The sequence below is a fragment of the Vreelandella aquamarina genome, from assembly GCF_900110265.1.
In the GTDB taxonomy this organism is placed as follows: Bacteria; Pseudomonadota; Gammaproteobacteria; order Pseudomonadales; family Halomonadaceae; genus Vreelandella; species Vreelandella aquamarina.
In genome coordinates this window covers 18,168-34,083 of the sequence record NZ_FODB01000014.1, presented here as the reverse complement: position 1 = coordinate 34,083, position 15,916 = coordinate 18,168, and the positions used below count along the sequence as shown (strand labels likewise).

Genomic DNA, 15,916 nt, shown 5'->3' with positions numbered 1-15,916 from the left:
CTCTCCACCATGTCACCGTTACGCGTTGTTTTTGCTGGCACGCCAGACTTCGCCGCCTCCAGCCTTGCTGCCGTTCTCGACAGCGAACACGAAGTGGTGGCGGTTTACACCCAACCCGACCGCCCTGCTGGACGCGGCCGCAAGCTCACGCCCAGCCCGGTCAAACAGCTAGCACAAGAGCACGGGCTGCCGGTGGTCCAACCCGCCAGTCTCAAAGACGCCGATGATCAAGCCGAACTGGCGGCACTGAACGCCGATGTGATGGTCGTCGTCGCCTATGGGCTGCTGCTACCCCAAGCGGTGCTGGACACGCCGCGCCTAGGCTGCATTAACGTGCACGCCTCGCTGCTGCCCCGCTGGCGCGGTGCGGCGCCGATTCAGCGCGCCATTGAAGCGGGCGACAGCGTCTCCGGTGTGACCATCATGCAAATGGATGCGGGGCTGGATACCGGCGCCATGCTGTATGAAGTGCGTACCCCAATTACCTCCCGCACCACCGGTGGCGACCTCCACGACCGGCTGGCCATTCAAGGTGCTAATGCGCTGATCCACGTGCTGGACAACCTCGACAACGGCAGCCTAGAGGCAACGCCTCAGCCGGAAGAGGGCGTGACCTACGCCGCCAAGCTCAGCAAGGCCGAGGCCGAGCTAGACTTTAGCCAGCCCGCCGAGCAGCTGGCGCGCAAAATCCGCGCCTTCAACCCGTGGCCGGTGGCTTGGTGCACGCTAGGTAACGACCGCCTGCGCCTACTCATGGCCAGCGTCGAGCAAGGTGAACAGCCGCCATCGCCCCCCGGTACGCTGTTGGAACATGGCGATGATCACCTGCGTATTGCCTGCGGCGAACAAGGGCAAGAAGTGCTGTGTGTCAGCCGTGCCCAGCTACCTGGCGGCAAAGCGATGGCGGTACGCGACTTATTAAACGCCCGCCAAACCTCACTCACCGTCGGCGTTCGCCTTGGGCAAACCCCGCAAGGAGCTAGCCAATGAGCCAGCAACGCCCAGCCAAAGGCGGCAGCGGCCTAGATGTCCGCGCAGCCGCTGCCCGTAGCCTCGTCCCGGTTCTCACTGATAAAGGGTCGCTGGCCAGCTTGGATGAACATAGCGTAGTGGCCCGAGACCGTGGCCTGCTGAAAGAGCTCTGTTACGGCACCTGCCGCCGCCTTCCACGCCTAGAAGCACTGGCTAGCCAGCTCCTCAAACAGCCATTTAAAAAGCGCGATGCCGATATCCACGCTCTGCTGCTGGTAGGTATTTATCAGCTGCTTTATATGCGCATTCCTGCCCACGCAGCGGTAGGAGAAACCGCCGGGGCAGCACGCCTGCTTGGCAAAGAGTGGGCCACCCGAGTATTGAACGGCTGCCTGCGACGCCTGCAGCGTGAAGCCGACGCGCTGCAAGAAGTCGTTGATCGTGACGAAAACGTTGCCCTGGAGCATCCGCCCTGGCTGCTGGACGCCCTGCGCCACGCTTGGCCCGAACAGTGGCGTGCCATTGCCCAGGCCAATAACGAGCCAGGACCGATGACCCTACGCGTCAACCAGCACTATAACGACCGTGAAGCGTATCTCCAGCAGCTGACCGAGCAAGGCTTAGACGGGCATCTCTGTTGTCACGCTCCAGACGGCATTACGCTAACAACGCCCTGCGACGTTGCCATACTGCCCGGTTTTGAGCAGGGCCACGTCAGCGTGCAGGATGAAGCGGCGCAGCTCTCTGCAGCGCTGCTTGGCCCGGCGCTCGCCCCACGCCCCGGTGCTCACGTATTGGATGCTTGCTGCGCGCCTGGCGGCAAAACCGCCCATCTGTTAGAGCAGTTTGATATTGCACTCACCGCCATTGATAACGACAACCAGCGGCTGGCGCGGGTGGACGATACGCTCAGCCGCTTAGGGCTGAGCGCCGAGCTAAAGCACGCCGACGCCACTACCCGCGACTGGTGGAGCGGCACACCGTTTGACGCCATTTTGTTGGACGCCCCTTGCTCGGGCACGGGCGTGATTCGTCGCCACCCGGATATCAAAGCGCTACGCCGTAAAGAGGATATTCGTCAGCTCGCTAAACTGCAGCGCCAACTGCTGGATAACCTCTGGCCGCTACTGCGTCCTGGCGGCACGCTGCTCTACGCCACTTGCTCAGTGCTGCCCGAAGAGAATGCGGCACAAATCGATGCGTTTCTGGCCCGCACACCGGATGCCAACGCCACCACGCCCCACGATGTGGCCTGGGGAGAGCAGAGCGGTCAGGGACGCCAGCTGTTTCCGGCCGAAAGCAGTCACGATGGCTTTTTTTATGCCAGACTAGAAAAGCGCACTGCCTAGGCGGTTGCCCGGCAGTAAATTCATGACAAGGATGGAGCAAACATGAGTCATCACACGTACAAACATATTGAGCTTACTGGGTCTTCCGAGAAAGGGATTGAGGAAGCCGTGCAGAACGCCCTGGCGAAAGCCTCCGAAAGCGTTCAAAACATGCGCTGGCTCGAAGTCACCGACACCCGAGGCCATATTGAAGATGGCCGCGTGGCCCACTGGCAAGTGACCGTCAAAGTCGGCTTCACTCTGGAGTAATTCCCTACCTGCTTTTCGACGGCGGCTGGTTTACACTGGCCGCCGTCTTTATTGCAGCGCACACCGCAAGCCGGAAACGCGCTGGCGCTTATAACGGAACCGATGCTCAGCAATGAAAATCATCATTCTTGGCGCCGGCCAGGTCGGCGGCACCCTAGCGGAGCACCTTGCCCGCGAGGAGAACGACATCACCGTCGTCGATACCGACGGCGCAAAACTGCGCGAGCTGCACACCAAGCTGGATATCCGCACGGTGACCGGCGCAGGCTCCTACCCCATTGTGCTACGCCAGGCGGGCTGCGAAGACGCCGATATGCTGATCGCGGTGACCAACACCGACGAGATCAATATGATCGCCTGTCAGGTGGCCCACACGCTGTTTCGCACCCCCACCAAAATTGCCCGGGTGCGCTCCACCGCTTACCTCACTCGTAAGGGCCTGTTTGCCCACGAAGCGATCCCCATCGACGTACTGATCAGCCCCGAGCAGGTGGTCACCGACCACGTGCGCCGCTTGATTGAGCACCCGGGCGCGCTACAGGTACTGGAGTTTGCCGGGGGTTTAGTGCAGCTGGTGGCAGTGAAAGCCTTCTACGGCGGCCCGCTGGTGGGCCAGGATTTGGCCTTTTTGGGCAAGCATATGCCCAACGTGGAAACCCGCGTGGCGGCGATTTATCGCCGCAACCGGCCGATCATTCCCCGGGGCGACACGGTGATTGAAGCCGACGACGAGGTGTTCTTTTTGGCCGCCCGCCGGGATATTCGCGCCGTAATGAGCGAACTGCGTAAGGTGGAGCGGGACTTCCGCCGCGTGGTGATTGCCGGGGGCGGCAATATCGGCGAACGGCTGGCGGAGCACTTAGAGCACAGCCATCAGGTGAAGATCATCGAGCACAGCCTGGAGCGCTGCACCACGCTTTCCGAGCGGCTGGATCGCACCGTGGTGCTCCACGGCAGCGCCACCAGCAAGCGGCTGCTGGAAGAGGAGAACATCGAAGACTGCGATATCTTCTGCGCGCTGACCAACGACGACGAAGTGAATATCATGTCGTCGCTGCTCGCCAAGCGGCTGGGGGCTAAGAAGGTGCTTACCCTCATCAACAACGCCGCCTACGTGGATTTGGTGCAGGGCGGCGATATCGACATTGCTATTTCCCCTCAGCAGGCCACCATCGGCAGCCTGCTGACCCACGTGCGCCGGGGCGATATCGTCAATGTGCACTCGCTGCGCCGGGGTGCGGCGGAGGCCATCGAAGCGATTGCCCATGGCGATAAGCAGTCGTCCAAGGTGGTGGGCCGTACCATCCGCGAGATCGACCTACCCGACGGCACCACCATCGGCGCCATCGTGCGGGGCAAAGAGGTCATTATCGCCCATGGCGACGTGCGGGTGGAAAGCGGCGACCATATCATTCTGTTTGTGATCGATAAGCGGCGTATTCGCGACGTTGAGCGCCTGTTCCAGGTCGGATTAACGTTTTTCTAAGGAGCCGGCCAGCGTATGAGACAACCACCACTATGAGTTTGCGGGTCATTCTACGTATTTTGGGCCTGCTGCTGATGCTTTTCAGCCTAACGATGCTGCCCCCCATGCTCATGTCGCTCTGGTTTCGAGACAGCGTCTGGCACGCGTTCATGAGCGGCATTGGGATTACCGTCATGACGGGGCTGTTTCTCTACCTGCCCAACCGCCGTGCTCACAAAGAGCTACGTATCCGTGACGGCTTTATTATCGCCGCGATGTTCTGGACGGTACTGGCCCTATTTGGTTCGCTGCCGCTCATGCTGTTTGGCGAAGGCTCACTGAGCATTACCGATGCGGTCTTTGAGTCGTTTTCCGGCCTGACGACCACCGGTGCCACAGTGATTACCGGCATCGATTTTTTACCGGAATCGGTGCGCTATTATCGCCAGCAGCTGCAGTGGCTAGGTGGTATGGGGATCGTGGTACTGGCCGTGGCTATTTTGCCTACCCTGGGCGTGGGGGGGATGGCCCTTTACCGCACCGAAATTCCAGGGCCATTGAAAGACTCCAAGCTAACCCCACGAATTACCGAAACCGCTAAAGCGCTCTGGTATATCTACGCAACGCTCACGTTTGCCTGCATGGTCGCCTATATGCTGGCGGGGATGAGCTGGTTTGATGCGCTGGGGCACAGTTTTTCCACCGTCGCCATCGGCGGCTTTTCAACCCACGATGCCAGTATTGGCTACTTTAATAGCGCCGCCATCGAACTTATTTGCATTAGCTTTATGCTGATCTCTGCCTTCAGCTTTAGCCTGCACTTTATTGCCTGGCGGGAAAAACGCTTACTGCACTACTTCCAGGACCCGGAAGCGCGCTTTCTTATGCTGTTTTTAGCCGGGCTCACCACGATTACCGTGATTACCCTGTGGCTCACCGACACCTACGACGATATCGTGGGGCTACGCCATGCGCTGTTTGAGGTTGTCTCAGTGGCCACCACCGCAGGCTTTGCCGTGGCGGACTTTTCCGGGTGGCCGGGCGCACTACCGTTTCTGCTGTTTGTGGCCGCTTTTGTCGGCGGATGCTCCGGCTCTACCGCCGGGGGGATGAAGGTCATCCGTATTATCCTGATCTTGAAACAGGGCATGCGCGAAGTCATGCGGCTCATTCACCCCAATGCCGTGATTGCCGTTAAAGTCGGCAAAGTGAGCGTTCCCGATAGCATCGCCCAGGCCGTCTGGGGATTTTTCTCTGCCTATGTGATGCTGTTCTTTTTGATGCTGGTGGGCGTGATGGCGACGGGGGTCGATCAGGTAACGGCGTGGTCCTCCGTTGGCTCGGCGCTGAACAATCTTGGCCCCGCCTTAGGAGAAGCCAGCAGCCACTATGGCGATCTGCCCAGCCTCGCCAAATGGATTTTAGTGCTTGCCATGCTGCTGGGCCGCTTGGAAATTTTTACGGTACTGGTGCTGTTTACCCCGGCTTTTTGGCGCCGCTAAACGCGCATCACTCGTTACTTTTTTTTGTTGAGACTTTTTAATGAATCAAGATGATGCAACACCGCAGGCCCAGGAAAGCAGCTCCCTCCCAGCTACCAGCGGCCCGCTGAAAACCATTCAGGTGGGCGGCACGTACTACACCCTGCTAGGCACCGCCCACGTCTCTGCCGAGAGCGCCAACGACGTTCGCCAACTGATCGACAGCGGTCACTTCGATGCCGTCGCCATTGAGCTGTGTGACGCCCGTCACCACAGCATGGACAACCCAGACGCCATGGGCGAGCAGGACTTGTTTCAGGTGTTCAAGCAAGGCAAAGCGGGCATGGTGGCGGCGAGCCTGGCGCTCGGTGCCTTTCAGCAACGGATCGCCGAGCAGTCCGGTATTCAGCCGGGGGCTGAGATGCGTGCAGCCATTGAAGAGTGCCGTACGCGCAACCTGCCGCTACTGCTGGTAGACCGAGATGTCGGCATCACTTTGAAACGCATTTATCGCAACGTGCCTTGGTGGCAGCGCTTCTCGCTGTTTTCAGGGCTGATTGGCAGCGTGCTTTCTCGCCAGGATGTCTCCAAAGAGGACATCGAAAAGCTCAAAGAGGGTGACATGCTAGAGGCCACCTTCAGCGAGTTTGCCGCTGAATCCGAAGCGCTCTACACGCCCTTAATTCGCGAGCGTGACCGCTATATGGCGCTGCGTTTGGCGGAGGAAGCGCCGCCTGGGCGCTACCAGAACGTGCTGGTGGTATTGGGCGCTGGACACTTGAAAGGCACGGGCGAGCACTTGGAAACACCGCTGCCGGACAACCCCACGGTGGAGCGTGAGTCTCTCGAAGCCACACCGCCCCCTTCCAAACTGTGGAAAGCCGCCCCCTGGCTGATTACGGCGCTCGTCATTACCGGTTTTGTGGTGGGCTTTTCACGCAATACCGACCTTGGCTGGCAGCTGGTCATCGAGTGGTTCTTGATTAACGGCATTCTGTCTGGCGGCGCGACGATTGCGGCGCTTGCTCACCCGGTCACGGTGATTGCTACCTTCTTCGCTGCACCACTTACATCGCTTAACCCCACCATTGGCGCGGGCTTTGTAGCGGCGGGGGTCGAGCTGTATATGCGCAAGCCCAAGGTGCGCGACTTCTCCACCCTGCGCCATGATGTGACGCAGCTGAAAGGCTGGTGGAAAAACCGTGTCTCTCGCACCCTGTTGGTGTTTATCTTAGCCACCGTAGGTTCTGCCATTGGTACCTGGGTGGCAGGCTTTAGAATTGCAGGCGCGCTCTTTGGCAGCGGCGCGGCGTGAACAGCGTTAAACAAGCCCCCTGGCAGGCGGATGCGCTGCTTCTGCTCGTCACCGCCTTGGCTGCGGGTGGTTGGATTTTTTCTAAAGAAGCGCTGGCAGGCATGCCGCCCTTATTGTTTATAGGGACGCGCTTTTTATTGGCGGGGTTGATACTACTGGGATTTGCTTGGCCCACGCTGCGCAAAATGCCCGCCCGTAGAATACAGCGCGGACTGCTGGTCGGCGTGTTATTTAGTGCGGCCATTGCGTTTTGGGTATTAGGGCTGTACCACTCCGACCATTTAGGCGAAAGCGCGTTTATCAACAGCCTCGGCATTTTATTGGTACCGGTAGTGGCGCGGCTGCTGTTTGGCGACCGCCCGCCTCGCTCCACCTGGGTCGCGCTACCCGTGGCGCTGCTTGGGTTTGCCCTGCTATCGCTCAACGCAGGCTTTAATATCGAAGCCAGCCAGCTGCTGATGGTGTGCGCCGCGCTCTGCTTTGCGCTACTGATCAACGTCAATACCCGCGTGGTGCGTAACGTTCCCGCCCTACCTCTCACCACGCTACAACTCATCTCAGTGGGCGTGGTGCTGACCAGCCTATCACTGGTAGTGGAACACCAGCCGCTGGCACTGAACAAATCGATTCTGGGTTGGTTTATGGCCTGTGTACTGCTGGCAAGCTCACTGCGTTTCTTCTTGCAGATTAAAGCTCAGAGCATGACCACCCCAAGCCATGCAGCGGTCATTTTGATGTTAGAGGCGGTATGGACTGCACTGATAGCGGCATGGTGGTTTGGCGAAACCATGACCGCGCTGCAACTGCTGGGCTGCAGCCTGATCTTCGCCGCGCTGCTGATCAACCGCTGGTATTGGGTGCGCAAAGTCCTGTTACGCTGGTTGCCGGGCCAAACCCCTTAACGCTCCTACTGTTGCCTGTCTAACAGCCGCTGCATAGCAGGGGTGGGCTCGGCAATCTTGCGATAGTAGCGGCTTTCCGCATAGCTATCGTTGAACACGTCAAAGTAATCATCCAACACGCTTGCCGCTGCTTCATCACCGCTCTGGCGCAGCAGCTCAATGGCCACCTCGGCGGTGCACAGATGCGCTTTCGAGGCGGGCTTGCGCAGCCGGTAGCGGGTCTCCCGCTCGGTGCGCAGCGGCAGTACCGGCAGTGCATCCAGGTAAGGGCTTTTGCGGAACATGCGCCGCGCCTGTCGCCAGGTGCCATCCAAAATGATGAATACCGGTATGCGCGCCTGCTGCTTGGCGGCATGCACCGCGTCAATATCCACCACGCGGTCGGCGTAATCTGGCTGGTCATCAGGAAAAATCACGAACGGCGCATAGCGCGGATCTTGCAGCAGCGCGGCCAGCGCCTCGTCCGGCGCCGTGCGATACCAGGTAAATACGCGGGTGTTGGTGAGTACATCGCCAATCAAACGCCCGGTATTGGTCGGTTTGTAGTGTTCAATGGAGTGGGTCAACAGCCATACCTGAGCGTCGCTCTCCGCCTTCACCTGATACGGGCAGAGGCAGTTCAGCTCGGGCAAGTTGCAGCCTTCGCAGCGTTTGACGAAGCTGCCCCGCGCTTTGAATTCACGCCGAGGCGGGCGCGGATGCCCGGTGGCCGGGTCGCGGTCGGTCATTGCATCATGCTCAGGGGGCAGCGAGGTCGCGTCAGGCATCTGCGCTCCAGTGGGTCGTCAAAGGACGCAGAGTTTGACATCCTCCCCTCCCTCAGCTTGCGCTGCCGTCTAGCGACGGAAAGGAAGGGGATTCCCAGGTTGTTACCTTCCTGGTTTCTGCTTCCAAGACGATTGCCCGAGGGAATGGCTTGGTTATCGCCGTAAAAGTCCCACAGTGGGGATTTTTACGGTGGCGAACCAACTCATATCCCCCAGGTCTCACATCGTCTCCACAGACGTAACTTTCCGAGTGCCCCTCGGTAGGTCGTGTCGACGTGAGTAGTATAGCACTGTGCAAATCATCAGCAAGGGCATCCTGCGGATGCCGCGCTATCCATCCGCTCACTAAAAGTAAGCGGTTTTTCGCGCTGATTGATAAAATGCATATGCCGTTGGCACTCACGCCATGCTTCTTGCAAACGTAGTAGTGCAATATCCTGAGTCATAATGGAAGTCCTGCCCGCTCAGCAATGCTAAAAATGGCCGGATAATTCTGGCGGCTGGGATAATCAATCAGCATATCGATTTTTTGCTCGCCGAGTAGCTGCTGAAGCTTTACTTGGCAGCGCATTTCAGCCCGTACTATGTCATTGACATCGTGGATATCCGTTGTGATCAGAAGATCAATATCGCCACCTTTGGCTTGATCATCCGTGCGGGAGCCAAACAGCTTTACGTTCGCTTGCGGCCCAAAACACGACTTCACGGCGCTGACGATGGCCTGACGCTGAACATCATTTAAGCGCATCGTTGACCTCCTTAGCCTACGCACTAGCCATTTATTACTTTCAAAAGGCTAGCATATTTTAGCCTTTCTTTTCCCTACTCATGGTAAACCAACTCTCTTCAAAAAGTTGACACCTTCAGCGCAGCCCCGCTAGAGTCCTGTCAACTTTCAAAAGAATATAGGTTTACCCGTGACCGCTACCTCGACCACTACTTCAACTGCTTCTTACGCGGCGGATGCCGCGCCGCGCCACGACTGGACGCTTGACGAGATCAACGCGCTGTTTGCGTTGCCCTTCAACGACCTGCTGTTTCAAGCCCAGCAGGTCCACCGGGCACACTTCGATGCCAACGCGGTGCAGGTGTCTACTCTGCTGTCGATTAAAACCGGGGCCTGCCCAGAAGACTGCAAGTACTGCCCGCAGTCGGGCCACTACAACACCCAGTTGGAAAAAGAGAAGTTACTAGAAATAGAGAAGGTAGTGGCCCAAGCCAAAGCGGCCAAAGAGGCTGGCGCTAGCCGCTTCTGCATGGGGGCCGCGTGGCGCAGCCCACGGGATAAAGATTTAGTAGTGGTGGAAGAGATGGTGCGCCAGGTGAAAGCACTGGGGCTTGAGACCTGCATGACACTGGGTATGGTCGACGGCGAGCAGGCCACCCGGCTGGCCGCTGCCGGGCTGGACTACTACAACCACAACCTCGACACCTCCCCCGATTACTACGGCGAAATCATCACCACCCGCACCTACAGCGACCGTTTAGAAACCCTAGCCACCGTGCGTGACGCCGGTATGAAAGTGTGCTCTGGCGGTATTTTAGGCATGGGCGAAGGCGCACAGGATCGCAGCGCGCTGCTGCAGCAGCTGGCCAAGCTCTCTCCACATCCCGAGTCCGTGCCTATCAACATGCTGGTCAAAGTGCCGGGAACGCCACTGGAGAACGTCGATGATTTAGACCCACTGGAGTTCATCCGCGCCATTGCCGTGGCGCGCATCATGATGCCCCAGAGCCATGTGCGCCTCTCCGCAGGCCGGGAGCAGATGAGCGAATCCACCCAGGCGCTCGCCTTCCTGGCCGGTGCTAACTCCATCTTCTACGGCGACAAGCTGCTGACCACCGGCAACCCCCAGGCAGAGCGCGACCGTGCGCTGTTTGCCAAGCTGGGCCTGCATCCCGAGCGCCGCGACACCTGCGAAGACGATACACAGCGCGCCGAGCGGCTGGCCCAGCAAGCGCAGCGCAACGCCCAGGCAGAGCGCGCTGCGGCGCTGGCGGTGGATGCCAGTGTCTGAGGTGTGGCACCAGCGCTTAGCGGCAGCCCGCGATGAGCGCGAGCGCCAGCAGCGCTGGCGCAACCGCCGCGTCTCTGCCCATGGGGCACTCGACTTTGCAGGCAACGACTATCTAGGCCTTGCCCAAGACCCACGGGTCCAGGCAGCCCAGGCAGAAGGCGCGAAACGCTTTGGCGCAGGGGCCGGCGCGTCGCACTTGGTCAGCGGGCACCTGGGCATTCACGATGCCCTGGAAGAGGCGCTGGCCGAATGGACCGGACGCGAGAGAGCGTTACTGTTCTCCACGGGCTATATGGCAAACCTGGGCGTGCTGCAGGCGCTGGCGGATTCCCACACCGCGATATTTCAGGACCGTCTCAATCACGCATCGCTACTCGACGGGGCCGCGCTGAGCGGCGCACGCTCCCGGCGCTACCACCACCGGGATGTCAACGACTTACAGCGTTTGCTTGCGCGCAGCACGGCCACCCATAAACTGGTGGTAAGCGACGGCGTGTTCAGCATGGATGGCGATATTGCTGACGTCGGCGAACTTGCCCACATTAGCCAGCAGCACGGCGCCTGGCTGATGATCGACGACGCCCATGGTCTCGGTGTACTGGGTGAACACGGCGCGGGCTGCGTAGAAGGTTTTGATAGCCATACCGTGCCGATCTTGGTCGGCACCCTGGGCAAGGCGCTAGGCACCGCAGGCGCGTTTGTGGCGGGGGACGCTGCGCTGATTGAGCACCTGATTCAGTTTTCCCGCAGCTATGTGTACACCACCGCCCAACCGCCCAGTATTGCCGCCGCCACGCTAGAAGCGCTCACCATCGTGCAGCGGGAGCCGGAGCATCGCCAACGGCTCACTCGCCATATTGACTACTTCCGCCAGCAGGCGGCCGCCTTAGGGCTGCCACTCGGCCACTCCCACACGCCCATCCAGCCGCTGCTGCTGGGCAGCGAGCAGCGCACCCTAGCCTGGGCGGCCACGTTCGATGAGCGCGCTATCCAGGTAGGAGCGATTCGACCGCCCACGGTGCCTAACGGCGAGGCGCGGCTGCGCATTACGTTAAGCGCCCGCCACACCCAAAGCGATATCGATCGGCTCTTGGAAGTCGCCGCCGCCTGCCTGCAAGAGGAGCAGCGATGAAGCTCATCCTACTCTCGGGCTGGGGCGTCGACCGCCGTATATGGCAGACGCTTTCGGAGCATTGGCCCAGCCCTGTCGAGCCCAGCGCAGTGGAGTGGCCCGGCTACGGCGATGCTCCGGCGCTACCTACCCCCACACACATTGAAGCGCTCGCCGAGCGTATGGCATCTAAGCTACCCAGCGATGCCGTCTGGGTGGGCTGGTCGCTGGGTGGGCTGCTGGCCACGGCGCTGCTCAATCATCTGCCGCCGCCCAAGGCCCTGTTGCTACTGGGCGCAGGCAGCTGCTTTTGCAGTGACGGGGAAGATGGCGGTGTGACGAGCGACGAGCTTGCCAGCTTTCAGTGCACCTTCCGCCGCGACCCCGTTGCCACGTGGCGGCACTTTCTGCGCTGGCAGGCCCAGGGCGAACCCAATGCCCGCGAGGCCCATCGCCAGCTACGAGCACAGTTAGGTGAAACACCCCACGCCGATACCGACACGCTCGCGCAAGGGCTCATGTGGCTTGAAACGCTGGATAACCGGGCACTGCTTGCCAACCCTCCCTGCCCTATCCGCCGATTGGCAGGCGCCCACGACCCGCTGCTACCAAGCAGCACGCGCCAGCAAGCGCTTCGGCTGGAAGACGCCGGGCACTGCCCGATGCTCTCCCAGCCCGCCCAGCTGGCGGCACGGCTGGCCGAGCAGGCCACGCGGGCGCTACAGGAGCCGCGATGAACACACCGGTCACCTCGCTGCCACTGCCCCGCTGGCAGGAGCGTGTTGCTCGGGCTTTTTCACGGGCGGCACCACGCTACGATGATCTCGCTAGCGCCCAGCGCGATATCGGCGAAGCGCTCTGGCAAACGCTGCCGCAGAGCGCCCAGCAGGTGCTCGACCTTGGCTGCGGCACCGGCTACTGGACCCAGCGGCTGGCGAGCCACTACCCAAACGCCACCACCACCGGGCTCGACCTGGCGCCGGGTATGCTCGCCCACGCCCAGGCACAGTATGGCGATGCCATACGCTGGCAACAGGGAGATGCCGCCGCGCTGCCGCTGGACGACGCAAGCGTGGATCTCGTGTTCTCTAACCTGGCGATTCAGTGGTGCCCGGATATCGGCGCGGTGATGCAGGAGCTGGCGCGGGTGCTTGCCCCTGGCGGGCAGGCGCGCATCACCACCCTGCTGCCCGGCACGCTTCATGAGGTGGCCACCGCCTGGCAGCGGCCCGAGGCACTGCTGCAAACGCCGGATGCCAGTGCCGTACAGCGGGCCATTCAACAAAGCGGCCTGCGCCTCACCCAGCACGCCTGCGATCATCGGCGTTTTTTCTACCCCGACCTGAATGCCGTGATGGCCTCCATCAAAGGCGTGGGCGCCCAAGTGGCCAGACCCAACGCTCGGCTGACCCGCCAAGCGCTTGCCACCGCCCAGGTTCGCTATGAGTCGCTGCGCACGCCGCAGGGGCTGCCGGTGAGCTACCACTGCCTGACGCTACAACTGGAAAGCGCGATATGAATAACAGCTATTTCGTCACTGGTACCGACACCGACGCGGGCAAAACCCTGGCCACCATCGCGCTGCTGTGCGCCGCCCGCCAGCGCCAACTCACCACGCTAGGGTTAAAGCCCATCGCCTCTGGCAGCGAGGCCACGCCCAGCGGCCTACGCAACCGCGACGCCCTGGCGCTACAGGCGCAAAGCCTCCCGCCGGTGGAGTATCCAACGGTGAACCCCTGGGCCTTTGCTCCAGCCATTGCGCCGCATCTCGCCGCTCTGGAAGCAGGTACTGCGCTTAACGTGGCAAGGGTTACTCAGGCGCTCAGCGACACGTTAACCGACACGCCACGGGATCTGACGCTAATCGAAGGCGCAGGCGGCTGGCGAGTGCCGCTGAACGAGGAGGAGGATTTTTCCGACCTGCCCCGCGCGCTCGGGCTGCCGGTGATTCTGGTGGTTGGGCTGAAGCTGGGCTGCCTTAACCATGCCCGGCTCACCGCCGAGGCCATCGCCGCCGATGGCTTAACGCTGGCGGGCTGGGTAGGCAGCGTAGTGGACTCAGCCTTTGCCGACGACAGCCCGCGCTTTGCAGCCAATGTGGCGCTGCTGAAACGCGCTCTGCCCGCCCCTTGCTTGGGCATCATTCCTCATTTAGCTACGGCAGATGCGCCCACCGCGCAGTACTACCTCTCCCTTGATGCGCTGCTCCCCCTCGCCACCCAGGAGGCGACGCCATGAACTCCCCCGTTTGGCACCCCTATGCCCATCTCAAAACCCAAACGCCTGCGCCCAAAGTGGTCGGCGGCAGCGGCAGCTACTTTACGCTGGAAAGCGGCGAGCGCCTGCTGGATGCCACCTGCTCCTGGTGGTGCATGATTCACGGCTACGGCCATCCGCGCCTCGTCGCCGCCATCCGCGAGCAGGCGGGGGAGCTTTGCCATGTGATGCTGGGCGGCCTGACCCACGATCCCGCCGACCAGCTCGCACAAGAGCTGGTGCGCATTACCCCGCCGGGGCTGAATCATGTGTTCTTCTCCGATAGCGGCTCGGTGGGCATGGAAGTCGCCATGAAGATGGCGCTGCAGTACCAGGTGCTGAGCGGCCACCCCGGCAAGCGCAAGATGCTCTCGCTGATGAAGGCGTACCATGGCGACACCACCGGCTGCATGGCGGTATGCGACCCCGAAGAGGGCATGCACGGCCTGTTCGCCAGCCTGCTGCCTCAGCACCACTTCGCCCCGGCCCCCACGGCACCCTTCGATGCCACGCCAGCCCAGGTAGAGCATGACCTCGCTGCGCTACGTGAGGTGCTGTCGCGCCACCACCAGGAGATCGCCGCACTACTGATGGAGCCGCTGCTGCAAGCGGCGGGCGGGCTGAACATGACCTCGCCGCACTACCTGCGCGGCGCCCGGGCGCTGTGCGACGAGTTTGGCGTGCTGCTGATTTTCGACGAAGTAGCCACCGGCTTTGGCCGCACCGGCAGGCTGTTTGCCGCCGACCACGCGGGCGTCACGCCGGATATCATGGTGCTCTCCAAGGGGCTGACCGGCGGGTATCTGGGCCATGCGGCCACGCTGGCCACCGACCGGGTGCACGAGGCGTTCATTGGCGACAGTCAGCACCACGCCTTCATGCACGGCCCCACCTTTATGGGCAACCCCCTGGCCTGCCGCGTGGCGCTGGAGAGCCTGCGGGTGTTCGAAGAGGAGCATTACCTGGAGAAAATCGCCGCGCTCAGCCAAACATTACAGCGCGAGCTATTAGAAGACGTAGCGCTGCGCGCACATCCGGCCGTAGCGGACGTGCGCGTATTAGGCGCAACGGCGGTAATCGAAGCCCACAGCAGCGAGGCGCTGAAAGGCGTTGCCGCGTTTGCCCGAGCGCGGGGCGTATGGCTGCGCCCCATTGGCCGCTGGCTCTACACCATGCCCGCCTATATTGCGACGGACGCCGAGATCACCCAGATTACCGGAGTCATGAAAGCGTGGTTTCTCGAAGCGCGCCGGTAACCTGCCATCCATCGGTTCGCTCACTCCGCCCCGTCGTTGACTCAAGGCAAGAGCAAGTTGCCCTGCTTGCGCCACTGGTGAACCAGCGCTGGCACGCCTTCCCCCGCCGTGGTGTTGATCGCCAGCACGCCAGGCGGGCTGAGCGCATCGGCATCGGGGTCTATCAGTGCACAGGGGGTATCGTAGTCGATGTAGGTCAGCAGCGACGCGGCGGGCATCACCGCCAGCGAGGTGCCCACCACCAGCAGGAAATCGGCCTGGCTGACCAGCTCGCAGGCCTCTTCGAAGAGCGGCACGGCTTCCCCGAACCACACCACGTCCGGGCGCAGCTGGCTGCCTTTGTCGCACACCTCCCCCAGGCGGATTCCACCTTTGGGCAGCGGGTAGCGCAGCCGGGCATCGACGGATGAGCGTGCCTTGAGAATCTCGCCGTGCAGGTGCAGCACGTGGCGCGAACCGGCACGCTCGTGCAGGTCATCGATATTCTGCGTCACCACGCTGACTCGGAAGCCATCCTGCTCCAGCGCCGCCAGCGCTTTATGGGCGGCGTTGGGCTTCGCGCGGCGGATCTGATCACGGCGCTGGTTATAGAACGCCAGCACCCGCTCTGGGTCTTGCCGCCACCCTTGCGGCGTGGCGACCTCTTCCACCGGGTGATCCTCCCAGAGGCCATCGCTGGCGCGGAAGGTTTGAATGCCGCTCTCCGCGCTGATTCCCGAGCCGGTAAATACCACCAAGTGCGGGGCTGAAGTCATGCTATCCTCGGCTTACGTCG

At 61.4% G+C, this 15,916-nt stretch carries 16 protein-coding genes; 13 read left to right on the top strand and 3 right to left on the bottom strand.

Annotated features, from left to right (window positions below):
- Window positions 1-9 precede the first annotated feature (9 nt).
- The 7 genes from fmt to BMY49_RS05535 all read left to right on the top strand — a co-directional run bounded on the left by fmt (window position 10) and on the right by BMY49_RS05535 (window position 7,733).
- The gene (fmt, locus tag BMY49_RS05565) at window positions 10-990 is read left to right on the top strand and encodes a methionyl-tRNA formyltransferase (RefSeq protein WP_089675174.1); all 981 of its coding nucleotides are present in this window, start codon (window positions 10-12) and stop codon (window positions 988-990) included.
- A complete protein-coding gene (gene rsmB / locus BMY49_RS05560) occupies window positions 987-2,321 on the top strand; it encodes a 16S rRNA (cytosine(967)-C(5))-methyltransferase RsmB (protein WP_089675173.1) in 1,335 nt (444 codons plus the stop codon). Before fmt ends, rsmB begins: the two co-directional genes overlap by 4 nt.
- 42 nt (window positions 2,322-2,363) lie before the next feature.
- Window positions 2,364-2,570, top strand: a complete 207-nt coding sequence (locus tag BMY49_RS05555; protein ID WP_054641697.1) for a dodecin — start codon at window positions 2,364-2,366, stop codon at window positions 2,568-2,570.
- 112 nt (window positions 2,571-2,682) lie between these two features.
- Window positions 2,683-4,056, top strand: coding sequence for a Trk system potassium transporter TrkA (trkA, locus tag BMY49_RS05550; RefSeq protein ID WP_062359928.1), 1,374 nt, complete (start codon window positions 2,683-2,685; stop codon window positions 4,054-4,056).
- 32 nt (window positions 4,057-4,088) lie between these two features.
- Window positions 4,089-5,537 (top strand): TrkH family potassium uptake protein, encoded by a 1,449-nt coding sequence (locus BMY49_RS05545; RefSeq protein WP_089675172.1) that lies wholly within the window; start codon window positions 4,089-4,091, stop codon window positions 5,535-5,537.
- A gap of 40 nt (window positions 5,538-5,577) precedes the next feature.
- Complete coding sequence (locus BMY49_RS05540; RefSeq protein WP_089675171.1) at window positions 5,578-6,831, top strand: TraB/GumN family protein; 1,254 nt, start codon at window positions 5,578-5,580, stop codon at window positions 6,829-6,831.
- Window positions 6,828-7,733 carry a DMT family transporter gene (locus tag BMY49_RS05535; RefSeq protein ID WP_089675170.1) on the top strand — a complete coding sequence of 302 codons (906 nt, stop codon included), beginning with the start codon at window positions 6,828-6,830 and terminating at the stop codon, window positions 7,731-7,733. The genes BMY49_RS05540 and BMY49_RS05535 overlap by 4 nt, the downstream gene beginning before the upstream one ends.
- 5 nt (window positions 7,734-7,738) lie before the next feature.
- On the opposite strand, the gene BMY49_RS05530 is transcribed toward BMY49_RS05535, so the two are convergent.
- Both BMY49_RS05530 and BMY49_RS05525 read right to left on the bottom strand, forming a co-directional pair.
- A complete protein-coding gene (locus tag BMY49_RS05530) occupies window positions 7,739-8,500 on the bottom strand; it encodes a tRNA-uridine aminocarboxypropyltransferase (protein ID WP_089675169.1) in 762 nt (253 codons plus the stop codon).
- 442 nt (window positions 8,501-8,942) lie between these two features.
- Window positions 8,943-9,248, bottom strand: coding sequence for a nucleotidyltransferase family protein (locus BMY49_RS05525; protein ID WP_081136616.1), 306 nt, complete (start codon window positions 9,246-9,248; stop codon window positions 8,943-8,945).
- Window positions 9,249-9,417: 169 nt separating this feature from the next.
- Here BMY49_RS05525 and bioB point away from each other — a divergent pair, with 169 nt between their 5' ends.
- The 6 genes from bioB to bioA are packed head-to-tail and all read left to right on the top strand — an operon-like array spanning window position 9,418 to window position 15,141.
- Window positions 9,418-10,518 carry a biotin synthase BioB gene (gene bioB / locus BMY49_RS05520; RefSeq protein WP_089675168.1) on the top strand — a complete coding sequence of 367 codons (1,101 nt, stop codon included), beginning with the start codon at window positions 9,418-9,420 and terminating at the stop codon, window positions 10,516-10,518.
- On the top strand, window positions 10,505-11,650 hold the full coding sequence (gene bioF / locus BMY49_RS05515; protein ID WP_089675167.1) for an 8-amino-7-oxononanoate synthase: 1,146 nt from the start codon (window positions 10,505-10,507) through the stop codon (window positions 11,648-11,650). Before bioB ends, bioF begins: the two co-directional genes overlap by 14 nt.
- Window positions 11,647-12,366, top strand: a complete 720-nt coding sequence (locus tag BMY49_RS05510; RefSeq protein ID WP_089675166.1) for an alpha/beta fold hydrolase — start codon at window positions 11,647-11,649, stop codon at window positions 12,364-12,366. The genes bioF and BMY49_RS05510 overlap by 4 nt, the downstream gene beginning before the upstream one ends.
- Window positions 12,363-13,148, top strand: a complete 786-nt coding sequence (gene bioC / locus BMY49_RS05505) for a malonyl-ACP O-methyltransferase BioC (RefSeq protein WP_089675165.1) — start codon at window positions 12,363-12,365, stop codon at window positions 13,146-13,148. Before BMY49_RS05510 ends, bioC begins: the two co-directional genes overlap by 4 nt.
- The gene (gene bioD / locus BMY49_RS05500) at window positions 13,145-13,867 is read left to right on the top strand and encodes a dethiobiotin synthase (RefSeq protein ID WP_089675164.1); all 723 of its coding nucleotides are present in this window, start codon (window positions 13,145-13,147) and stop codon (window positions 13,865-13,867) included. Before bioC ends, bioD begins: the two co-directional genes overlap by 4 nt.
- Entirely contained in the window at window positions 13,864-15,141 is a 1,278-nt protein-coding gene (gene bioA / locus BMY49_RS05495) for an adenosylmethionine--8-amino-7-oxononanoate transaminase (protein WP_089675163.1), read from the top strand. The genes bioD and bioA overlap by 4 nt, the downstream gene beginning before the upstream one ends.
- A 41-nt stretch (window positions 15,142-15,182) precedes the next feature.
- Here the strand turns inward: bioA and BMY49_RS05490 are convergent, their stop codons facing one another.
- Window positions 15,183-15,896: an SIR2 family NAD-dependent protein deacylase gene (locus BMY49_RS05490; RefSeq protein ID WP_054640787.1), complete on the bottom strand. Its 714-nt coding sequence runs from the start codon at window positions 15,894-15,896 to the stop codon at window positions 15,183-15,185.
- Window positions 15,897-15,916: the final 20 nt, after the last annotated feature.